Origin of the sequence: Biformimicrobium ophioploci (assembly GCF_030270605.1) — a bacterium.
Lineage (GTDB): Bacteria > Pseudomonadota > Gammaproteobacteria > Pseudomonadales > Cellvibrionaceae > Biformimicrobium > Biformimicrobium ophioploci.
Genome location: NZ_BSYJ01000003.1, coordinates 189521 through 211168, shown reverse-complemented (window position 1 = coordinate 211168; position 21648 = coordinate 189521). Strand labels below are relative to the sequence as shown.

The following is a 21648-nucleotide window of genomic DNA, read 5'->3' as shown; positions in this document are numbered from 1 at the left end:
CCCAGCAATTAGCGATAAAGACCACCCATTCCGCGCCTGCCGCAGATTATACGGCAATTTCCGCAGAAAATTCGGCTACTTTCTGCGTCATTCTTGCGCCTTACCGCGCCACGGATACAATGGCGGAACCCGCATTAGATGGACCTGGCTGCAATGATCCCCGCCCTCAACGAACTGTCTGACGTTCAGAGCCTGTACCTCGAATTTATCGAAGCCCTCAAGTCCGAGGGGTTTCGCGGCGACCTTTGCCCGGATTACGCTTCCCGAACAGTGCTCGCCACGGACAACTCCATCTATCAGGTACTGCCACAGGCGGTGGTATACCCCAGGGACAGCAGCGACCTGCAGTGTGTCGCACGCCTCGCGGACGAACCCCGTTTCCATGGCGTCGTCCTCTCCGCGCGCGGCGGCGGCACCGGCACCAATGGCCAGTCCCTGACCGATGGGCTGGTGGTTGACCTGTCGCGCCATATGAACGGCATCCTGGAAATCAATGTGGAAGAACGCTGGGCACGGGTGCAGACCGGTGTGGTCAAGGACCAGCTCAATCGCGCGCTCAAGCCGCACGGGCTGTTTTTTGCCCCCGACCTGTCCACCAGCAACCGCGCCACCATCGGCGGCATGATCAACACCGATGCCTCCGGCCAGGGCTCCTGCCTCTATGGCAAGACGCGCGACCATGTGCTGGAACTGGATACGGTGCTGCTCGGCGGCCACCTGTGGAAGTCCGCCCCGATCGACCGGGCCACCCTCGAGGGCATCTGTCATGGCGACAGCCGCGTGGCCGATGTACACCGCGAAGTAGACCGTATCGCGCGCGAGCAGGCCGAACTGATCGAGGCCAAGTTTCCGAAACTGAATCGCTGCCTCACCGGTTATGACCTCGCGCACATCTATGATGACGCCGGCAGGTTCGACCTCAACAGCGTACTGTGTGGCTCCGAGGGCACACTGGGCTTTATTGCGGAAGCCAAGCTCAACCTGGTGCCCATTCCGAAGTGCGCGGCCCTGGTAAACGTCCAGTATGACCAGTTCCAGGACGCACTTGCCGATGCCACAGACCTGATGCGTGCAGGCCCGACCTCCATTGAAACCGTAGACAGCAGGGTGCTACAGCTGGCGATGGAAGATATCGTCTGGCACAAGGTAAGTGAGTACTTCCCCCAGGGGGAGCGCGCCATCCGCGGTATCAACCTGGTGGAATTCACTGCGGACAGCGAAGACAAGCTGGATGCTGCGCTGCAGAACTTTTGTAGCCTGCTGGATAAAGCCAGCGGCCAGGCCGGCAAGAGCTTTGCCTACTCCATCGCCCGGGGCCATGCGGAGATCGGCAAGATCTGGGCCATGCGCAAGCGCGCTGTCGGGCTGCTCGGCAACGCCAGCGGCGAGGAACGCCCCATCCCCTTCGTGGAAGACACCGCAGTACCTCCGGAAAACCTGGCCGACTTTATCAGGGAGTTCCGCGAGGTGCTCGATTCTGCCGGCATGAGCTACGGCATGTTCGGCCATGTCGACGCGGGCGTTCTGCATGTGCGTCCCGCCATCGACATGAAGGACCCGCAACAGGCAGAAAAAATCCGCCCCATCACCGAGCAGGTGGTGGAGCTCACACGCAAGTATGGCGGCCTCCTGTGGGGCGAGCACGGCAAGGGCGTGCGCTCGGAATTCGCGCCGGAATTCTTTGGCGAGCTGTACCCGGAACTGCAGAAGATCAAGGCCGCCTTCGACCACCGCAACCAGCTGAACCCGGGCAAGATCGCCACGCCCGGTGAGAACAGCCAGCTGCTGAAAATCGATGAGGTCACCACCCGCGGCGAACTGGACCGGCAGATCCCGGTACAGGTGTGGGAAGGCTATAGCGAGGCAGTCTACTGCAACGGCAACGGAGCCTGCTTCAATTGGGATCCGGACGATGCCATGTGCCCGTCCTACAAGGGCACGCGCAACCGGCTCAACTCCCCCAAGGGGCGTGCATCGCTGGTGCGCGAGTGGCTGCGCTTGCTCGGGGAGCGCGGCGTGGACCCGGTCCAGCAGAGCAACCTTGTACGCGAGCAGAGCTTTATCACCAGCCTGCCGGGACGCATCAAGAATACGTTGGCGAAAAAACGCGGCGAGTATGATTTCAGCCACGAGATCAATGAATCGATGCAGGCTTGCCTCGCTTGTAAATCCTGTGTCGGGCAGTGCCCTATCAAGGTTAACGTACCGGAATTCCGCAGCCAGTTCCTGGAGCTGTATTACGGCCGCTATCTGCGCCCGATGAAGGACTACCTGGTAGGCAGCCTCGAGTTCCTGTTACCGGCGCTGTCCCGGGTGCCGCAACTGTACAACTGGCCGCTGCGGCTTCCCGCCGTGCGCTGGGCGCTGGCACGCCTCGGCGGGCTGGTGGACAACCCGCAGCTCTCGCGCAAGTCGCTGCAGCAACTCTGCAACAAGGCGGGCATGCCGGTTGCAACGCCGCAGGCCATCGCCTCCCTTGGACCATTGCAGAGGCGCCGCGCGGTGATCATTGTACAGGACGCGTTCACCTCCTATTTCGAGGCAGAGCTGGTGCTCGATGTGATGCGCCTGCTGCGCAAGCTGGACTTTGTACCCTTTCTCGCGCCGTTCAAGCCCAATGGCAAGCCCCTGCACGTGCACGGCTTTCTGGCCCAGTTCGAGCGCGCGGCCATCGATAACGCCGCCATGCTCAACCTGTTCGCGGCGGAAAACCTGCCGCTGGTGGGCATAGACCCGTCGATGACGCTGACTTACCGCTCCGAATATAAAAAGTTGATGGGCAATAAGGCCCCACCCGTGCAGCTGCTGCAGGAGTGGCTCGCAGAAAATCACCAGCAACTACAGGAGCAGGCTGGGCGCTTCGGCGGCGGCCAGTTCCAGATGCTGCCCCATTGCACGGAGCGCACCAACGCCACCGCCTCCATGGCAGACTGGAAGCAGGTGTTCTCAGCGCTGGGCCAGGAGTTGCAGATTGCCGAGCTGGGCTGTTGCGGCATGGCGGGAACCTACGGCCACGAAGCGGCCAACCGCGAGGATTCAGAACGTATTTACCGCCAGTCCTGGGGGCCTGCCGTCGCCACCGCGACCAACCGCCAGAACCTGGTGGCAACAGGCTACTCCTGCCGCTGCCAGATATCGCGCCTCGAAGGTGAAAAAGTACGCCATCCTCTGCAGGCACTGCTGGCACAGCTGCGCGATGGCGCGTAACCTGAAGGAAGGTTCCTGCGGGGTGAAACACCGGTGTATTGGCAAATTCGGGAAAAAATTCTGGCGCCGCTTTTCCTTGCGGCGCTGACCGCACTGCCGGCCATGCCGGCGGCCGGCGCTACCGATGCCATCGACCAGGTCCCGGTCAACCAGCTGCCGGCCAGCCCGCTATCAGCCGACCAACTGGCGGCACAAGGCGAATACGAGCAGGCACTGCTTGCCTACGAGACCGCCCTGTCCGCCGCAACCGACGCCGAATCTCCCAGCCTGCGCTTCCAGTACGGCAAACTGCTGATGCATATCGGCCTCGGTGCCCGCCCTGAAATGCTGCCCCTGGCACGCCAGCAGTTTGCGCGCATGCTTGCCGACGAGCAGGATGACAAGATCCTGCGTGGACGTGCCCTGTCGGCGCTCGCGCACAGCTATCACCAGCAGGCGCTGCAACTGTCGACAGAGTCTGTCGAATTCCGCCAGCTCACCCGGCGCGCCAACGGCCTCTACCTGGATGCCCGGGAGGAGCTGATCAGTGGCAGCGACTGGCACAACCTTTCGATCACCTGTTACAACCTGGGCCAGCTGGCGGAATGGCGGGGCGACCTGTCAGCCGCGGTGGATTTCCTGGAACAGGCAGTCGCGCTCGATCGTGAGCACGGATTTACCGATCTGGCCGAGGATCTCGCCTACCTCAACGACCTGAAGAGTCAGTTACAGACAGAAATCCGCTCCAGCACGACAGCTCTCTAGCGAGAATGACCGGCAATCCTCTCTAAAAAGCACATTCGAACACCTGTTTTGGTCCGATGACAGCGTAATCAGCGGATCGAATTATCCGCAATTTTCCCGATGCGCTAGGGCGATATCGCTCTGAACCACCCTGCCTGAGCGGTCAATTGTCTTTTCCGGATAATTACCCCCCCGCCCTTGATGGTCAATTTTTGACCCGTATCATAGCCACCAATGCTTAAAAACTAATCAGTTATTCGATCTTGTACTTGTTACATCGTCGAATACGGATTAGCGACAAGACAGAGAGGTAGTGACCGTTATGAAAAAACTCGCCAAAAACCTGGCTTTTCTGATGCTTTCAGGTTTCATCGGAATGACTGCGCCGACTGCATTCGCAGGTATTGAAACCAAAGCCGGCGAAAAGAAAAGGAAGCGCGTTGTAACGGCCACCGCCTACAACTCCGTACCCGGGCAGACGGATGACACTCCATGGCTGGCAGCCTGGAACAACAAGCTGAAGCCGGGCCAGAAGATCATCGCCGTTTCCCGCGACCTGGAAAAACTGGGCCTGACCAACGGTGCCAAAGTGGAAATTGAAGGGCTGGGTGTCTTTACCGTGCGCGACCGGATGAACAAGCGCTGGAGGAACAAGATCGATATCTGGATGGAATCCGACGTGAAGGCCGCGCGAAAGTTTGGCGCAAAGAAACTGAAGATTCTCTGGTAAGAAAGCCTCAAGATTATATGTGTTGCCCCCTGCCGCCCATGCGCGGCCGGGGGTTTTCCGCCTCCTGCTCCGAAGAATTTATTTAAGGCACACCTGATCAGACGATTTCAATCTCCGGGCCGTCATCGGCGTTCAGCCAGGCCTCTGCCGTAGCCCGGCGGGCCATAGCCCGATAGATCAGGGATTCATCGCTGTCAGGGTCCGCCGCCACAGTCGGGTTACCACTGTCCGCCTGCTCACGGATCGACATCGCCAGCGGCAACGAGCCCAGCATGCAGACGCCGTAACTCTCCGCCATCTTCTCACCGCCGCCCGCACCGAAAATATGCTCCTTATGGCCACAGCTGGAGCAGGTATGGATCGCCATATTCTCGACAATACCCAGTACCGGCACTTCGACTTTACGGAACATCTCCACACCCTTGATCGCATCGAGTAACGCCAGATCCTGCGGCGTAGTGACGATAATCGCACCGGCAAGGGTGGCCTTCTGGGACAGGGTGAGCTGGATATCACCGGTCCCGGGCGGCATGTCCACAATCAGGTAATCCAGATCGCCCCAGCGGGTCTGCCCCAGAATCTGCTGCAGTGCGCCGCCGGCCATGGGCCCGCGCCATACCGCCGGGGTATCCTCTGTCATCAGGTAACCGAGGGACATGGTCTTGAGCCCGTGCGCCTCGATCGGGACAAAGAATTTCTGCTCTTCCACTTCCGGGCGGGTACCCTCTTTCACCCCCAGCATCAGTGGCATGCTCGGGCCATAAATATCCGCGTCCAGAATGCCCACCCGGGCCCCCTCTGCTACCAGCGCCAGCGCCAGGTTGACCGCGGTGGTGGACTTGCCGACGCCGCCCTTGCCGGACGCTACGGCAATAATCTGCTTCACCCCGGCCAGGGTTTCAGAGTGGTCCGGGGCCTCGGTGCCGGCGGCCTCGAAAAACAGGTCAAACTGCAGCTCGCTGCCGACGAGAGGTGCCTTTTCCATTAACGGGCGACAGGCTTCCTGCGCCATCTCTTCCCACTGCCCGGCGAGGCCCCCGCAGGGGTAACCCAGGGTGACACCGGCAAACACGGTACCATCGTCATACCCCACCTCGATTTCCGCCTCGGTCTCATCCAGCGGCATGCCGGTCACCGGGTCCACCAGCCTGCCGAGGGCCTCTGCAATGCCCTCCAGGGCCTCGGTCAATTCGGGGCTGAGGTCGTGTTCGTGATGATCGTCGGTCACTTGAATCTCCGGTGTCCTTGTGTGTCCAGTGCGAATACTAAGTCGAGCGACCGCGGGCGCCAAGCTGCATGGACCCCGGAGCAGGCTGCGCGTGTCAGCGGGGCGTGAAATCTGCTATATTTCGCGCTCTTTTTTGGCCCTGTGCCACCCAGGCCTGTCCGGGTACGGGATTTCAAAAGCGCATGAATACATCCATGTAGCTCCGGCGCGCACGTCCTTGTGCGCGACGGTTTTGAAATCCCGCCATCCGACCAGGCCCTTGAATCGTGAACATCTATACAGGCAGCAATATGAGTCACCCGCGCAAAATCCTTGTCACCAGCGCCCTGCCCTACGCCAACGGGTCCCTGCACCTCGGGCATGTACTGGAGTATATCCAGACCGATATCTGGACCCGCTTCCAGAAAGCGCGAGGTCACGACTGCCTGTACATGTGTGCGGACGACGCACACGGCACCGCCATCATGCTCAAGGCCGAGCAGCTCGGTATCAGCGCGGAAGCGCATATTGCCAATATGCAGGCCGAGCACCAGCGCGACTTTGCCGACTTCCTGATTGGCGTGGACAACTACCACTCCACCCACTCCGAGGAAAACCGCGAGCTGTCTGCGCTGATCTACAAGCGCCTGCGCGCCAATGGCCATATCGCTGTGCGCAACATCACCCAGGCCTTTGACCCGGAAAAAGAGCTGTTCCTCGCGGATCGCTATATCAAGGGCACCTGCCCCAAATGCAAGACCGAAGACCAGTACGGCGACAACTGTGAAGCCTGTGGCGCTACCTACAGCCCCACCGAACTGATCAACCCGAAATCCGTGATTTCCGGTGCGACCCCGGTGGAAAAGGCGTCCGAGCACTTCTTCTTCACCCTGCCGGAATTCACCGACTTCCTGAAAGAGTGGACCCGCTCCGGCACCCTGCAGACCGAAGTGGCGAACAAGCTGTCCGAGTGGCTGGACGAAGGCCTGCAGGAGTGGGACATCTCCCGCGATGCGCCCTACTTCGGCTTTGAGATCCCGGGGGAACCGGGCAAGTACTTCTACGTGTGGCTGGACGCACCGATCGGTTACATGGCCAGCCTCAAGAACTACTGCGACCAAAAGGGCCTGGACTGGCAGGAATACTGGAAAAAAGACAGCAGTGCCGAGGTGTATCACTTTATCGGCAAGGACATCGTCAACTTCCACGCCCTGTTCTGGCCAGCCATGCTGACTTCCGCCGATTTCCGCACCCCCACCAAGGTGTGCGTGCACGGCTTCCTGACCGTGAACGGCAAGAAGATGTCCAAGTCGCGCGGTACCTTTATCAATGCGCGCAGCTATCTGGAACACCTGAACCCCGAGTACCTGCGTTACTACTTCGCGGCCAAGCTGACCGCCGGCGTGGACGACCTGGACCTGAATCTCGAGGACTTTATCCAGCGGGTCAACTCGGACCTGGTGGGCAAGGTGGTGAACATTGCCTCGCGCACTGCCAAATTTGTATCCAAGTCCGGCGGCGTGCTGGCAGACAGCATTCACGACGAAGCCCTGTGGCAGCAGTTCGTCGACGCCGCACCGCAGATTACCGAACTGTACGAGCAGCGCGAGTTCGCCAAGGCGATGCGCGAGATCATGGCGCTGGCCGATACCGCCAATGCCTGGATTGCAGAGAAAGCGCCGTGGTCACTGGCCAAGCAGGAAGGCACCGAAGCAGAAGTACTCGGTATCTGCTCCCAGGGCGTGAATATGTTTCGTGCGCTGATGACCTGGCTGGCACCGGTACTGCCGAACACCGCCGCCAAGGCTACCGAGTTCCTCGGTGCCGACCTGGCCTGGGGAGAGAAACTGGAGCCGCTGCTTGGCCACAGCATCAACAAATTCAAGCCACTGATGCAGCGCGTCGAACAGACCCAGGTTGACGCCATGATGGAGTCCGCCAAGGAAGCACTGGCAGCGGCCATGGCAACACCGGGCGCCGCCAGCGAAACCAAGAGCGGTCCGCTCGCCGACGACCCGATTGCCGAAGAGGTCCAGTTTGACGACTTCGCCAAGGTGGACCTGCGCGTGGCGCTGATCGCCAAGGCCGAGCACGTGGAAGGCGCCGGCAAGCTGCTGAAGCTGACCCTGGATCTGGGCGGCGAAACCCGTCAGGTGTTCTCCGGCATCAAGAGCGCCTACAAGCCCGAAGACCTGCAGGGCAAGCTAACCGTAATGGTCGCTAACCTGGCGCCGCGCAAGATGCGCTTCGGTATCAGCGAGGGCATGGTGCTGGCAGCCGGCCCGGGCGGCAAGGATCTGTGGATTCTGGAACCGCATGAGGGCGCACAGCCGGGAATGAGAGTCCTCTAAACCCAAGATTATCACGGCGCTTTACCGGTACGGGGTTCCAAAGCTGCAGCTGGCTGCAAATGTTTTGTCACCCCGTCCCGGACCGCGCCTCAGCGCCGCCCACAATGGCCGGTCGCAACAATAGAAGAAATTGCAATGCGCGGCGTATTCCTCGATACCCTCACCATGCAGCTCGATGAGCTGGACACCTCAGCCTTCGAGACCAGCCTGGATCACTGGGACTTCTTTGAAACCACCAGCCCGGAACAGGTGGCGGAGCGCATTGCCAGCGCCGAGGTGGTGGTCACCAACAAGGTGGTGCTGGATCGGGCGTTGATCGAAGGCGCCGCTAACCTGGAGCTGATCTGCGTCTGCGCGACCGGCACCAACAATGTCGACCTGGCAGCGGCAGAGGAGCGTGGTATCCCGGTCAGGAATGTGGAGGGGTATGCCGGCGCCTCCGTGCCGCAGCACGCCATGGCAATGTTGCTGGCGCTGGCGACACGCCTGCACCAGTACGATGCCGACGTAAAAAACGGGCGCTGGAGCGAGTCGCCGGTTTTCTGCCGCCTCGATTACCCGGTGATGGAGCTGGCCGGCAAGACCGCCGGCATTATCGGTTATGGCAACCTGGGCCAGGGTACTGCAGCGTTATTCAAAGCGCTCGGAATGCAGGTGCTGGTCGCCGAGTCTTTTACCGGCACCGAGCATGCCGGACGCACTTCCCTCAAAGAATTGCTGGCGCAGTCCGACGTGATCTCCCTGCACTGCCCGCTCACCGAGCAGACGGACAGGCTTGTCGATGCGGCGTTTCTGCAGAACATGAAGCCCGGCGCATTGCTGGTGAACACTGCACGCGGCGGGCTGGTGGATGAGGCTGCACTTGCGGCGGCATTGCGGTCTGGCAAACTCGGCGGCGCCGCGCTGGACGTATTAAGCGTGGAGCCTCCACCTTCCGATCACCCGCTACTCGACGGGGATATTCCCAACCTGCTGATCACCCCGCACAGCGCATGGATCAGCCGTGAAGCACGACAGCGACTCCTCGATGGGGTCACTGCCAATATCACCGCGCTTTAGAACGAACAGGCGGGCGAACAGGCCGCACCCTAATCGCGAACCGGCAGGCCGCTGGGCACGCTGTCCGGCACCTGCCAGCGCATATCGTAAACACCCGGGTCGGTGAGCGCCCCCATAAATTCCACTAATTGCCGTTTCTGGGTATCAGTAAGCTCGAGCTCAGTTGCACGGGTAGATGCCGCAATTGCCGCAAGAATTTCCTGGTTGGACATTGCCACAAAGTCCAGCGGATCCAGGTTCCTGTTAGCCGGCAAAACAGCTTCGGCAGGGTCGTAAGACATCAGGGAGCCAACCCGGTCGTTATAGTGCTCCACCACCGATTCCAGCGTGTCATAGGCGCCAGCATGACCGTATGGTGCAGTGACTGAAATATTGCGCAAGCTGGGTACGCGGAAACGATACCGATCCCCTTCATTTCCGGTGACCCGTTCGCGACCAAAGTCTTCCACACCGCCTATCCCATCGCCCACACCGGGTCCAATCTGGGGCATCGCAATCGAGAAATAGCGATGATTGGTCTGGAACTTGCCGCTGTGGCAGAAACCACCACATCCCGCGTCGCCATAGAAGAGGTCCATGCCCGCTTTCTGGTTGTCCGTCAGCGCGGATTGGTCGCCACGTAAGAATTTGTCGAACGGACTGTTGTCGTAACGGCCCACTGCAATCTCGAAAGCAGCAATGGCATTGGCGGCATCCACGAATGTGATATCACCTGCGCTGAATATCTTGTCCGGAAAAGCCGCCTTGAAAAGCTCGACATATTCTTCATTACGTCGCAACTTCCGCGCGATGAAATTCCAAAGAGCGGGAAGATTATCCACCAGTCGCCCCTGACGGTTCTCGCCAGGCTGACCGGCCATCTCAATCGGGTTTGTTACTGGAAACATCGCCTGAGCCGCGACCACATTTTCCAGCCCCATCGGCAAATCATCGCCGGCGGGCGTTCGAAAACCGCTGGGCTGCGTTGGGTCTACCTCAATGCGACCATCCGCAAACATCGCGGTGAACTCCATTGCACCAATATTGAAGATATGCGGCGCATTCCGCGGAACTCGCTGCAATATTGTTCTCACAGGCGCAACACGCATCACGCCGATTCCACGCCCGCCTTCACCTACGGGAAGCGACAAGCCATCGCCCGTACCAGCCATCGGATGGTGGCAGGTTGCGCAGGAGATATTGCGATTGCCGCTCAGTATCTTGTCAAAAAACAATAACTGCCCGAGGCGAACCTTTTCGTCCGATGCTGGCGGGTAATAGTCGGCATCGACAGGCGCTTCCGTTGGTTGGGCATGCAGATGAATCGAGAAGAGCATGAAAACGAGGGGAAGAAGAAGTTTGCGCACGACTTTATACCTATATAGACGCATGTTAATCACATGCAGAATATAGGGTTAATTTTCAGTATGTGACGGACCTCACAAAAACTTCCAGCACCTTATTTCACCTCGATTCAAGCATTGCTGACTGTCGCGCCTTCCGCGGCAAAATAACCCGACAGAAACAAAAAGGCCCGGCAATGCCGGGCTTCGATTTTTACGACCTGCCCTCTAACTACTGTTCCTCAATCGCTGCGAGCTGCTGTTCCATCTCTTTGAGTCGCCTGTCCGCGCTGTCGTAACTGAGGTCCTTGCCCCACTCCCGTGAAGCGGCCTTGGCATAGGCGCCTTTTGCCGCGGTGTAATTGCCGGTCATCCGGTGGTAAAACCCGATTGCACTGTACGCAGATTTCATAGCTGCCTTGCTGTCGCGCTCCGCCGGGAACTCAATACTACTGACTGTGCGCAGATAATCCTCGGGCCCCATTTCATCGGCAAGAAACAGGACTTCGGCGCGTAGCTCCTGGCCCCAGGCGGTATTGTTCACGCTCTGCCAGTCGGCGCTTTCCACCAGGTCGTAGATTTCCGTCAGCGCCTCATCGGCCGCATCGTCATCACCCAGTTCACTCAGCGCGTAAAAACGTTGCAGGGTATACACCGCATAGCGGTAATCGTAGCGGTGCCCGAAGTCGATCTTGTCGAGCTCAGCCAGGTAGGCTCGGTACTTACCGGCCTTGTAAAGCTTGCTGATAAACCCCTTGTCCGTCACGGCAACAGAGTCTGCGACAATTTCCAGGTCAATCGGCCCTATCTCGACCTTCCCGGTCCCCGCCAGCCCGGCTCCTACGAAGAGGTAGTCGGCTTCCAGCGGAACCTGCAGCACCATACGCTTTTCAGCCCAGTCAGAAGTGCCCGCCCATGGGGTTACCCAGGTGTTGTCCCACGTCAGGTACTCACGCTGATCATCTTTCTGGTCGGCCGCGCTGATCCATGCCACTACGGTGTGGCTGACCTTCGTTGGCTTGGCCCTGAAAGTCGCGAGCACCCGCTTGCCACGGAAATGACTGGCATCGAGGCGCTTCATGACGTAACCGAGGGAGTCGCCACTGGCCGAATCGGACGTGATGACCAGCGGACCATTATCGATGGATCCGCTGCGCTGGTAGATTCCCGCGGCACTGGCATCGTAGATCCACTGGCCGCTCACTTCCTCCCCTTGGTATGGGGTCATTTGCTGCTGTTTCTCCTGAACAGCCTCAGCGGCAGAAACCAAACCGCTGAATACCACCATTACCGCTACACACACCTGCTTGCTGATACGCATAACGCCTCCTTGCAGTGGCACACGGCGAATTGCCGCGTGTGGCTTCTGAGCGTAGCCCTGCCAATGGGTCCAAACTAGCGCACTACGTACCAGTTACCAGAAGGAAAAGGGGTATTGTGACTAGCGTTATTCCATTTTCGACTATCAATAAAATGGAACCTGTATTGAAGGGAATAATGGAAGCGACGATAATAACGGGTCATTCAACCTGTGGATTGCCATGACTGAATTCGCCGTAATCCTGCTCAGCACTGTCCTGGTGAACAACTACGTACTGGTGCAGTTCCTCGGGCTGTGCCCGTTTATGGGTGTCTCCAATAAACTGGAGACCGCCGTAGGTATGGGTGGTGCCACCACCTTCGTGCTAACCCTGGCAGCAATCTGCTCCTACCTGGTCAACAAGTACCTGCTGGCACCCTACGGCCTGGAGTACCTGCGCACCATCGCCTTCATCCTGGTGATCGCCGTGGTGGTGCAGTTTGCGCGCATGTTTATCGAGAAGACCAGCCCGCTCCTTTACCGGGTACTTGGGGTCTTCCTACCGCTGATCACCACCAACTGCGCGGTGCTCGGTGTCGCCCTGCAGAACACCCTCAAGGCCAATAACTTCCTGCAATCCACTTTTTACGGGTTTGGCGCCGCCCTGGGCTTCTCACTGGTACTGATCCTGTTCGCGGCAATGCGTGAACGGCTCGCCGTGGCGGATGTACCAACCCCATTCAAGGGCGCGGCCATCGGCATGATCACCGCCGGCCTGATGTCACTGGCCTTTATGGGCTTTACCGGTCTGGTATAGGGGGAATGCATTGAGCTGGTTTGCTTCTGTTTCCGATGCCATGCTGGTGCTTGGCGGCATGGCGCTGGTATTTGGCGCCATACTGGGTTTCGCCGCCATCCGCTTCAAGGTCGAGGGCGATCCCATTGTCGACCAGATCGACTCTATACTGCCGCAGACCCAGTGCGGCCAGTGCGGCTATCCCGGCTGTCGCCCCTATGCCGAGGCCATTGCCAACGGCGATGCCATCAACAAATGCCCACCCGGCGGACAGGCCACCATCAACCAGCTGGCCAACCTGCTGGACGTGGAAGCCGTTCCCCTCGATGAGGAGCACGGCTCGGAAGACATCAAGAAAGTCGCGTTCATCCGTGAGGACGAGTGCATCGGCTGCACCAAATGTATCCAGGCCTGCCCGGTTGATGCCATCCTCGGCGCTGCCAAGCAGATGCACACTGTTATTGCCGACGAATGCACCGGCTGTGACCTGTGTGTCGAGCCCTGCCCCGTAGACTGTATCGATATGATTCCGGTGGAGACAACCCCGCGCAGCTGGGTCTGGGAAAAACCGGGGGCTCACAGCCAGCTGATCGCCACCGACAAGATTGGTGAAATCAGGGGGGCTGCGTAATGGCGCACACCACCGAACGCACCCGCAGCAGCCGCCGGATCTGGGACATTCCCGGCGGTGTGCACCCACCGGAGCACAAGGCGCAGTCCATGCAGCTGCCGCTCGCGCACATTCCGCTAGCACCAAGCCTGATCGTGCCGCTGAGCCAGCATATCGGTGCGCCGGCCATTGCACTGGTAAAAGAGGGAGACAGGGTCCTCAAGGGCCAGAAAATTGCAGAAGCAGACGGTCCTATCAGTGCGCCGGTGCATGCGCCCACATCAGGCACCGTTACCCGTATTGGCGACTACACCATGCCGCACCCGTCCGGTCTGCAGGCCGAGGCGATTGAAATCAGCTCTGACTTCTCGGATACCTGGTGCGAGCTGTACCCGATGCAGGACTATCGTGAGCGGGACCGCTCAGAGGTCCTCCACCATATCCGCGAGTGCGGCATTGCCGGCCTCGGTGGCGCCGGCTTCCCGGCCGCCATCAAGCTGAACCCGAAGGGCAATGCACCGATCGATACCCTGATCCTGAACGGAACCGAGTGTGAGCCCTATATCACCGCCGACGACACCATCATGCGCGTGCGCCCGGAGGAAATCGTCGCAGGTGCCGAAATCCTCGCTCACCTGTTACACGAACCGGCAGATGTCCTGATCGGTATCGAGGACAACAAACCCGAAGCCATCAAGGAGATGCGCGAAGCCTGCGAGGGCACCCGTTTTGAAGTGGTGGTATTCCCCACCAAATATCCGTCCGGGGGTGAAAAGCAGCTGATTCAGATTCTCACGGGCCGGGAAGTGCCATCCGAGCACCTGCCGGCGGAAGTGGGTGTGATCTGCCAGAACGTCGGCACCGCGGCGGCGATCTACCGCGCAATCCAGTTCGGTGAACCGCTTGTCAGCCGGATTACCACGGTGGTGGGCGAGGCGCTGGATATTCAGCGCAATATCGAGGTTCCGCTGGGCACGCCGGTTGGCCATATTCTTGCCAACCATGGTATTGACCGCGAACAGATGGCAAAAATCGTCATTGGCGGCCCCATGATGGGCTTCACCGTCCAGGATGAGCGGGTGCCCGTGGTCAAGACCACCAACTGCATCCTGGTGCCAGCCCGGAAAGAGCTGCCCGCACCAGTGCCAGCCCAACCCTGTATTCGCTGCGGTATCTGCGCGGAGGCCTGCCCGGCCTCCCTGCTACCGCAACAGCTGTACTGGTATGCCCGCGCCGAAGACTACGAAAAGCTGGAAGCCTACAGCATCAAGGACTGCATCGAGTGCGGCGCCTGTGCCTACGTCTGCCCCAGCCACATTCCCCTGGTCCAGTATTACCGTGCTGCCAAGGGCACCATGCGCGAAGCCGAGCAGGAGAAGCTCAAGTCCGATCGCGCGCGCGAGCGCTTCGAGTTCCGCAAGGCGCGACTGGAAAAAGCCGAACAGGAAAAAGAAGCCAAACGCCAGGCCCGCAAGAAAGCCGCGGAGGAAGCGCGCAAGCGCAAGGCCGCACAGCCAGCCTCTGACAAGGCCGGTACTAGCGGTGCCAGCAGCGAAGCCGATGTCGTCGCCGCGGCGTTGGCACGGGTGAAGGCAAAAGAAAGCTCACCGGAACAGCAAAAGGCGCGCGCAGAGCGCAGCGTTAAAAGCGCACAAGAGCGGGTGCAGAAACTCGAGGAAAAAGCCTCCGCAGCCGAAGGTACGCAGCGCGACCAGCTTCAGGCGCAGCTCAAGGCCGCACAATTGAAACTCGGCGAGGCACAGCAGAAGCTGACAGCACTGGATCAGCCAGAAAAAACTTCCAGCGCCGCCGCTGCGGTGGATGCGGCCATTGCGCGTGCGCGCAACAAGGCTGCCATGTCCCCGCTGGAGAAAGCGCAGAAGAGTGTGGACAGCCTGCGCCAGCGCATTCAAAAGATGGAAGAAAAGATCCCGCAGGAGCAGGATGCGGAACTGCAGGCCGCGCTCCGGGACAACCATCGCAAGTTTCAGGAGAAGCTGGTCGTTGCGGAGCAGGAACTCGCGCAGCTGCAACAGCAGGAACCGGGTGAAGCCACCACGCCGCCGGCGGGGAACGACAAGGCGCAACAGGCCATCGAGCGTGCCCGCGCCGCCGCGCAAGCGCGCGCCGGCATGAGCGACGAAGAAAAACTGGCGGCGGAATTGAGCAGCCTGGAGCAACGCGTGGAAAAGGCGCGCCAACGGCTCCGGAAAGCGCAGGATGAGGGCAACGAAAATGTGCCCGCTTTCCAGGCCGCCCTGGATAAGATGGAAAACAAGCTCGCGGAGAAGCGCCAGCAGATGGGGGAACAACAGTAATGGCCTTGATGCACGCTTCATCCCCGCATACGGCACAGCCGCAGACTTCGGCCAACATCATGCAACTGGTGCTGGCCGCAATGGTGCCGGGCATCGTGGCGTTGGTGGCCTACTTCGGCGTCGGCGTGTTATTCAACCTGGCACTGTGCGGCCTGACCGCCCTGGCCAGTGAAGCCCTGATGCTCAAACTGCGCGGCCGCCCGATCGGGTTCTACCTGCGCGACTACAGCGCACTGGTCACTGCCGCCCTGCTCGCCGTCGCATTGCCGCCCTATTGCCCCTGGTGGATCCCGGTGGTGGGCACCGCCACGGCGATCATTCTGGCCAAGCAGCTTTACGGCGGCCTGGGCTTCAACCCGTTCAACCCGGCCATGGTCGGCTATGTGGTGCTGCTGATCAGCTTCCCGGTAGAAATGACGCTGTGGGTTGCCCCGGCAACGGTGGAACACGGCCTGCCCGATATCGAAGAAGCTTTCTCCCTGGTTTTCGGCAACTACCAGGTAGACGGCTTCACCATGGCGACTCCGCTGGAGATCGTGCGCCACAATAACTCCATCATCATGAGCCAGCTGTACAACGAGGAGCCGGTGCTTGCCAAGGGCAGCATTGCCGGCGCTGGCTGGGAGATGGTGAACCTGGCCTTCCTTGTGGGCGGGCTTTACCTGCTGTACCGGAAGGTATTTACCTGGCACGCACCGGTTGGCATGCTCGCGGCACTGTTCCTGCTTTCCACCGTTTTTTACGATAGCGGCAGCTCGCTCAGCGAAGGCTCACCGTTACTGCACCTGTTTTCCGGCGCCACCATGCTGGGTGCGTTCTTTATCATTACGGACCCGGTCAGCTCCGCCACCAGCACCCGCGGACGCCTGTACTTCGGTATCGGCGTGGGCATCCTGGTGTTCGTGATCCGGGTTTGGGGCAGCTACCCGGATGCAGTCGCTTTTGCAGTATTGTTGATGAACTTTGCCGCCCCGCTTATCGATAACTACACCCTGCCGCGCACCTACGGTCACGCCGCGCCGCGCCGCGCAACAGAGAAGGAAGACTGACATGCTGGGCAAGTCGATCTCCTCCAATGCCATCATGCTGGGCGCATTCGCCCTGATCACGGCGGGCAGCCTTGCCCTTACGGAGTCGGTCACACGCGAACCGATCGAAAAGGCGATCCGTGAAGCCTCCGCCAAGGCCCTGCTGGAAATTATCCCGCTGGATCGGCACAGCAATGACATGCTGGTGGATACCTACCCGATTCCACGCGGTTACTGGTCACGCCTGGGCCTCGAACAGGGTGGCAATATCAACCTGGCCCGGGAAAGCGGCCAGATCACTGCCGCGATTGTCCCGGCGGTGGCACCGGATGGCTATTCCGGCCCGATTCGCCTGCTGGTGGGCGTCAACCGCGATGGCACCGTCGCCGGTGTGCGCGTCATCGGCCACAGTGAAACACCCGGTCTGGGTGACAAGGTGGAGCTGAAGAAGAGCGACTGGATCCTGTCATTCAACGGCACCTCCCTGCAGGAGCCGCCCCCGGAGCGCTGGAAAGTGGAAAGGGACGGTGGTGACTTCGACCAGTTTACCGGCGCCACCATCACCCCGCGCGCTGTGGTCGGCCAGGTGAAGCGGGTACTGGAGTTCGTGGCCGCCCACCACGACATAATCTTCAGCGCGCCGGAATCCGAGCGCGCGGTACCGGTATCGGGCAACAAAGCCGAGGCAGACAGCCCGCAAGCCACCAAAGAAGAATCGGGGAGCAACTGAGTCATGGCCAGCCCGACTGCCAGGGAAATCACCCACAACGGCCTCTGGAAGAACAATCCCGCACTGGTGCAGCTGCTGGGCCTGTGCCCGCTACTTGCCGTCACCGGCTCCGTCGTCAACGCAATTGGCCTCGGCCTCGCCACACTGGCGGTACTGGTCTGCTCCAACACCGCGGTCTCCCTGCTGCGCAACAATATGTCGGCAACGGTAAGACTACCCGCATCGGTGATGATCATCGCCACCTTCACGACCTGCGCCGAACTGCTGATGAAGGCATTCACTTACGAGCTTTACCAGATCCTCGGTATCTTCATTCCCCTGATCGTCACCAACTGCACGATTCTCGGCCGTGCCGATGCCTTTGCCAGCAAGAACCCTGTCGGGCCTTCAGCGCTCGACGGTTTCATGATGGGCGTCGGCTTCCTGCTGGTACTGATCGCCATTGGCGCCATCCGGGAGTTACTCGGACAGGGCACCCTGTTTGCCGATATGGACCTGATCTTTGGTGATGCGGCCAAAGACTGGAAGCTGACCCTGCTGGGCGAAGACTACCCGGGCTTCCTGATCGCCATCCTGCCACCCGGCGCTTTCCTCGTGGCCGGACTCCTGATCGCTGCGAAGAATGCCATCGACGCGGAATTCGAGCGCCGCGCGAAGCTGAATCGACAGGTGGTACGAGGGTCCAAGCGCGTACGTACAACAGGCAATATCCAGTAATTGCCCAATGCGCTGGTACAGGGTTACTCTTTAAGCAAAGGCACAGTTACGCGGGTCCACCTGCGGCACAACCTGACATTCAGAACACTTGGGACTTTTCATGTTCAAGTAGGACGAATCGACAATTTATGTCGCCGAATCCACTTTAATAAACTGTGAACTGAAACACTTTATTCGCTAAACTGTGCCAAGTAGCGAATGCGACAGGCATCGGGATGTGTACGAGCATGCAAGGCTTGCATGCAATTTCGTCACAAACGCCTGTCACAAGCCAGGATGGCGCGCCGCTGGAATCTGGGGCTAGAGGTAGTTCCGGTGGCTTCGTATAACGAAGTAAATAATAAAAGCAGGGACACAAAAATGATCAAAGACACTGGAAAGTCTGAACTCGTTTATCAGGGCCGCCGTGCCCAGCGTGCCGATAGTCGTCAGCGTCGCAAGGCCATTCTCGAGGCCACGCTGAGGCTTATCGTCAGGGAAGGGATTCGCGGTGTTCGCCATCGCGCTGTCGCCAAGGAAGCAGAAGTTCCGCTCGCGGCCACCACTTATTACTTCAAGGATCTCAACGACCTGATCAGCGATGCCTTCACCTACTTCGCTGAGCAAAGCCTCGCCGACACCCGTCAGCTGGAAGAAGACAGCTTTGCTGCGGCACGCCGCATGGATCGCTCCGAGCTCGCCTCCGGCCCGGGCCGCAAACTCATCGTACAGCAGCTCACCCGCTTTATTCTGAGCCATATCCGCAACCAGGCATCGGACCGTGAAAACCGTCTGGTAGAGCTGGCTTTCCGCAACGAAGCCGTGCGCAACCCGCAGCTCACCAAGACAGTGCGCCTTTCCGGTGACGCCAGTGTGGAGCTGATCCGCGAATTCTTCGATCTGCTACAGATTGCAGACTCCGGCGCGGCAGCGCAGATTGTTTACGGCACCATCATGAACCTGGAATACCAGATTCTCTCCGGTGCGGTGGAAATCGAATCTCCGGTGCTGGAGCGCACCGTGACCATGATGCTGAAAGGGCTGGTGCCGGCAGTGGCTACCACAACGGAAACCGAAAGTTCTTTCTAACCCCGCAGCGTCTACCGCCAATAAAAAAGCCCCGCGATGCGGGGCCTTTTCTTTTGGTCGCCAGAACGAGCAAATTAGCTTTCAAAACGATCGAGATTCATGACCTTGTGCCAGGCTTCTACAAAGTCCTCCACAAACTTCTTCTTGCCATCATCTGCGGCATAGACCTCTGCCACTGCGCGCAGCTCAGAGTTTGAACCGAATATCAGATCCACCGGAGTCGCCTTCCACTTCACCTTGCCGCTCTTGCGATCCTTGCCCTCATACATATTGTCCGATGCCTTGGACCAAACGGTGGACATATCCAGCAGGTTGACGAAGAAGTCGTTCGACAGGGTGCCGGGCTTGTCAGTAAACACGCCGTGGTCGCTCTGGCCGGTATTGGCATTCAGCGCGCGCATGCCCCCCAGCAGCACCGTCATTTCCGGTACAGTCAGGTTCAGCATGCTCGCCCTCTCCACCAGCATTTCCGCAGGCGAGTAACGGCTGCCCTTGCCGTAGTAGTTACGAAAGGCGTCGGCCTGCGGCTCCAGCAAGGTGAATGAAGCAATATCGGTCTGCTCCTGTGTAGCATCGGTGCGCCCCGGCTTGAACGGTACCCTTACGCTGTGGCCACCATTCTTAGCCGCCTGCTCGATTGCAGCTGCACCGCCCAGCACGATCAGGTCTGCCAGGGAAACCTTCTTACCGCCGCCCGCGCCCTTGTTGAATGCAGCCTGCACCCCTTCCAACTTTGCCAGTACCTTGCCGAGCTCGTCCGGGTCGTTCACTGCCCAGCCATTCTGCGGCTTGAGCCGGATACGGGCACCGTTGGCACCGCCCCGCAAGTCCGTTCCCCGGAATGAAGCGGCGGCACCCCATGCGGTTCGTACCAGTTGCGACACTGTCAGGCCCGAATCCAGTATCTTTTTCTTGAGCTGGGCAACATCGCCATCACTGATGAGCTTGTGATCCACCGCCGGTAACGGATCCTGCCAGATCAACTGTTCCTTCGGCACCTCGGCACCGACATAGCGCGCCGCAGGCCCCATATCGCGATGGGTCAGCTTGTACCAGGCCTTGGCGAAGGCCAGCTCGAACTCCTTCGGGTTTTCGAGGAAGCGTTTGGAGATTTTGGCGTAGCTCGGGTCAAATCGTAGCGACAGGTCCGTAGTCAACATGATCGGTGCGCTGCGCTTGGCGCTGTCATGCGCATCCGGCACCAGGTTGGCGGCACTTTTATCCTTCGGAATCCACTGGGTGGCCCCGGCCGGGCTTTTGCTTTTCACCCACTCGAACGCAAACAGGTTCTGCAGGTAGTTCATGCTCCATTGCACCGGCGTGACGGTCCAGGCACCTTCGAGACCACTGGTCATGGTGTCACCGGCGTTGCCCTTACCACACTTGTTTTTCCAGCCGAAGCCCTGCTCCTCAATGGCGGCCGCGGCGGGTTCCGGCCCCACACAGTCCGCCTTGACTGCGCCGTGGACCTTGCCAAAGGTATGGCCACCGGCGATCAGGGCGACGGTTTCTTCATCGTTCATGGCCATACGACCGAATGTCTCGCGGATATCCTTTGCCGCCGCAACCGGATCCGGGTTTCCATTCGGCCCCTCCGGGTTTACATAGATCAGACCCATCTGAACCGCTGCGAGGGGGTTCTCCAGTTCACGCTCGCCCTTATAGCGCTTGTCGTCCAGCATCTTGGTTTCCGGCCCCCAGTACACGAGGTCCGGCTCCCAGTCATCCTCGCGCCCACCGGCAAACCCGAACGTCTTGAAGCCCATGGACTCCAGCGCCACATTGCCTGTCAGCACCATAAGGTCGGCCCAGGAAAGGTCGCGCCCATATTTTTTCTTGATCGGCCACAGCAGGCGCCGGGCCTTGTCCAGGTTGGCGTTATCCGGCCAGCTGTTGAGCGGGTCGAAACGCTGTTGCCCGCCCCCGGCCCCGCCGCGTCCGTCGTGTACCCGATAAGTACCGGCACTATGCCAGGCCATGCGAATCATCAGCGGGCCGTAATGGCCCCAGTCTGCCGGCCACCAGTCCTGGGAGGTGGTCAGGACCGCTTCGATATCTTTCTTCAGCGCCTTGAGGTCAACACTTTTGAAGGCCTCGGCATAATTGAAGTCGTCACCAAACGGGTTGGAATCCGGGCTGTGGCTGCGCAAGGGGGTGAGATCCAGCTGCTCCGGCCACCAAAAACTGTTCGGCTTGGCCTGTGCCTGGGCCTCTGACTGAGTGGGGACCGACAGGGCCGCAAGGGAAAGCGACAGGGCTATTGCCGCGAAAAGTGGTTTTCTCTGCTGCAACATAGCGTTTGCCTTTATATATGTGAGCGCTGACATTCAGTAAGCATTGTTTAGCAAAAAAATCGCGCCCATAGCGTGCAAGGACGGAAAATTGGCGCAATTCCGTATCTTTCCGCCAACACTGTTTCTTCGGCGCGTCCAGGCAACCCCGTCTTCGCAACCTGCAAAGCAACTACAACTATTTTCACGCC

The 21648-nt window shown here is 59.7% G+C and carries 16 protein-coding genes; 12 read left to right on the top strand and 4 right to left on the bottom strand.

Annotated features, from left to right (window positions below):
• Positions 1-153: 153 nt before the first annotated feature.
• The 3 genes from ydiJ (at position 154) to QSJ80_RS07615 (ending at position 4660) form a co-directional block, all read left to right on the top strand.
• Positions 154-3207, top strand: coding sequence for a D-2-hydroxyglutarate dehydrogenase YdiJ (gene ydiJ / locus QSJ80_RS07625; RefSeq protein ID WP_285764292.1), 3054 nt, complete (start codon positions 154-156; stop codon positions 3205-3207).
• A 33-nt stretch (positions 3208-3240) separates the two neighbouring features.
• Positions 3241-3951 carry a tetratricopeptide repeat protein gene (locus QSJ80_RS07620; protein ID WP_285763835.1) on the top strand — a complete coding sequence of 237 codons (711 nt, stop codon included), beginning with the start codon at positions 3241-3243 and terminating at the stop codon, positions 3949-3951.
• A gap of 301 nt (positions 3952-4252) precedes the next feature.
• Positions 4253-4660 (top strand): 3D domain-containing protein, encoded by a 408-nt coding sequence (locus QSJ80_RS07615; protein ID WP_285763834.1) that lies wholly within the window; start codon positions 4253-4255, stop codon positions 4658-4660.
• Positions 4661-4757: 97 nt separating this feature from the next.
• On the opposite strand, the gene apbC is transcribed toward QSJ80_RS07615, so the two are convergent.
• Positions 4758-5888 carry an iron-sulfur cluster carrier protein ApbC gene (gene apbC / locus QSJ80_RS07610; RefSeq protein ID WP_285763833.1) on the bottom strand — a complete coding sequence of 377 codons (1131 nt, stop codon included), beginning with the start codon at positions 5886-5888 and terminating at the stop codon, positions 4758-4760.
• Positions 5889-6178: 290 nt separating this feature from the next.
• On the opposite strand from apbC, the gene metG reads away from it, so the two are divergent.
• Complete coding sequence (metG, locus tag QSJ80_RS07605) at positions 6179-8218, top strand: methionine--tRNA ligase (protein ID WP_285763832.1); 2040 nt, start codon at positions 6179-6181, stop codon at positions 8216-8218.
• 135 nt (positions 8219-8353) lie between these two features.
• The gene (locus QSJ80_RS07600) at positions 8354-9277 is read left to right on the top strand and encodes a D-2-hydroxyacid dehydrogenase (protein WP_285763831.1); all 924 of its coding nucleotides are present in this window, start codon (positions 8354-8356) and stop codon (positions 9275-9277) included.
• A 29-nt stretch (positions 9278-9306) separates the two neighbouring features.
• Here the strand turns inward: QSJ80_RS07600 and QSJ80_RS07595 are convergent, their stop codons facing one another.
• Together QSJ80_RS07595 and QSJ80_RS07590 are read right to left on the bottom strand one after the other, a co-directional pair.
• On the bottom strand, positions 9307-10623 hold the full coding sequence (locus tag QSJ80_RS07595; protein ID WP_285763830.1) for a cytochrome-c peroxidase: 1317 nt from the start codon (positions 10621-10623) through the stop codon (positions 9307-9309).
• A gap of 208 nt (positions 10624-10831) precedes the next feature.
• A complete protein-coding gene (locus QSJ80_RS07590; RefSeq protein WP_285763829.1) occupies positions 10832-11920 on the bottom strand; it encodes a hypothetical protein in 1089 nt (362 codons plus the stop codon).
• 220 nt (positions 11921-12140) lie between these two features.
• Here QSJ80_RS07590 and rsxA point away from each other — a divergent pair, with 220 nt between their 5' ends.
• From rsxA to QSJ80_RS07555, 7 genes are all read left to right on the top strand, one after another.
• Positions 12141-12716: an electron transport complex subunit RsxA gene (gene rsxA / locus QSJ80_RS07585; protein WP_285763828.1), complete on the top strand. Its 576-nt coding sequence runs from the start codon at positions 12141-12143 to the stop codon at positions 12714-12716.
• Positions 12717-12756: 40 nt separating this feature from the next.
• Positions 12757-13326, top strand: coding sequence for an electron transport complex subunit RsxB (gene rsxB, locus QSJ80_RS07580; protein WP_285764291.1), 570 nt, complete (start codon positions 12757-12759; stop codon positions 13324-13326).
• Entirely contained in the window at positions 13326-15623 is a 2298-nt protein-coding gene (gene rsxC / locus QSJ80_RS07575) for an electron transport complex subunit RsxC (RefSeq protein ID WP_285763827.1), read from the top strand. The genes rsxB and rsxC overlap by 1 nt, the downstream gene beginning before the upstream one ends.
• Entirely contained in the window at positions 15623-16672 is a 1050-nt protein-coding gene (gene rsxD, locus QSJ80_RS07570; RefSeq protein WP_285763826.1) for an electron transport complex subunit RsxD, read from the top strand. The genes rsxC and rsxD overlap by 1 nt, the downstream gene beginning before the upstream one ends.
• A 1-nt stretch (position 16673) precedes the next feature.
• Positions 16674-17381, top strand: a complete 708-nt coding sequence (gene rsxG / locus QSJ80_RS07565; RefSeq protein WP_285763825.1) for an electron transport complex subunit RsxG — start codon at positions 16674-16676, stop codon at positions 17379-17381.
• Between the two features lie 3 nt (positions 17382-17384).
• On the top strand, positions 17385-18098 hold the full coding sequence (locus tag QSJ80_RS07560; RefSeq protein WP_285763824.1) for an electron transport complex subunit E: 714 nt from the start codon (positions 17385-17387) through the stop codon (positions 18096-18098).
• A gap of 360 nt (positions 18099-18458) precedes the next feature.
• Positions 18459-19166, top strand: a complete 708-nt coding sequence (locus tag QSJ80_RS07555) for a TetR/AcrR family transcriptional regulator (RefSeq protein ID WP_285763823.1) — start codon at positions 18459-18461, stop codon at positions 19164-19166.
• Between the two features lie 74 nt (positions 19167-19240).
• Here the strand turns inward: QSJ80_RS07555 and katG are convergent, their stop codons facing one another.
• Positions 19241-21460 (bottom strand): catalase/peroxidase HPI, encoded by a 2220-nt coding sequence (gene katG / locus QSJ80_RS07550; RefSeq protein WP_285763822.1) that lies wholly within the window; start codon positions 21458-21460, stop codon positions 19241-19243.
• Between the last annotated feature and the right edge of the window lie 188 nt (positions 21461-21648).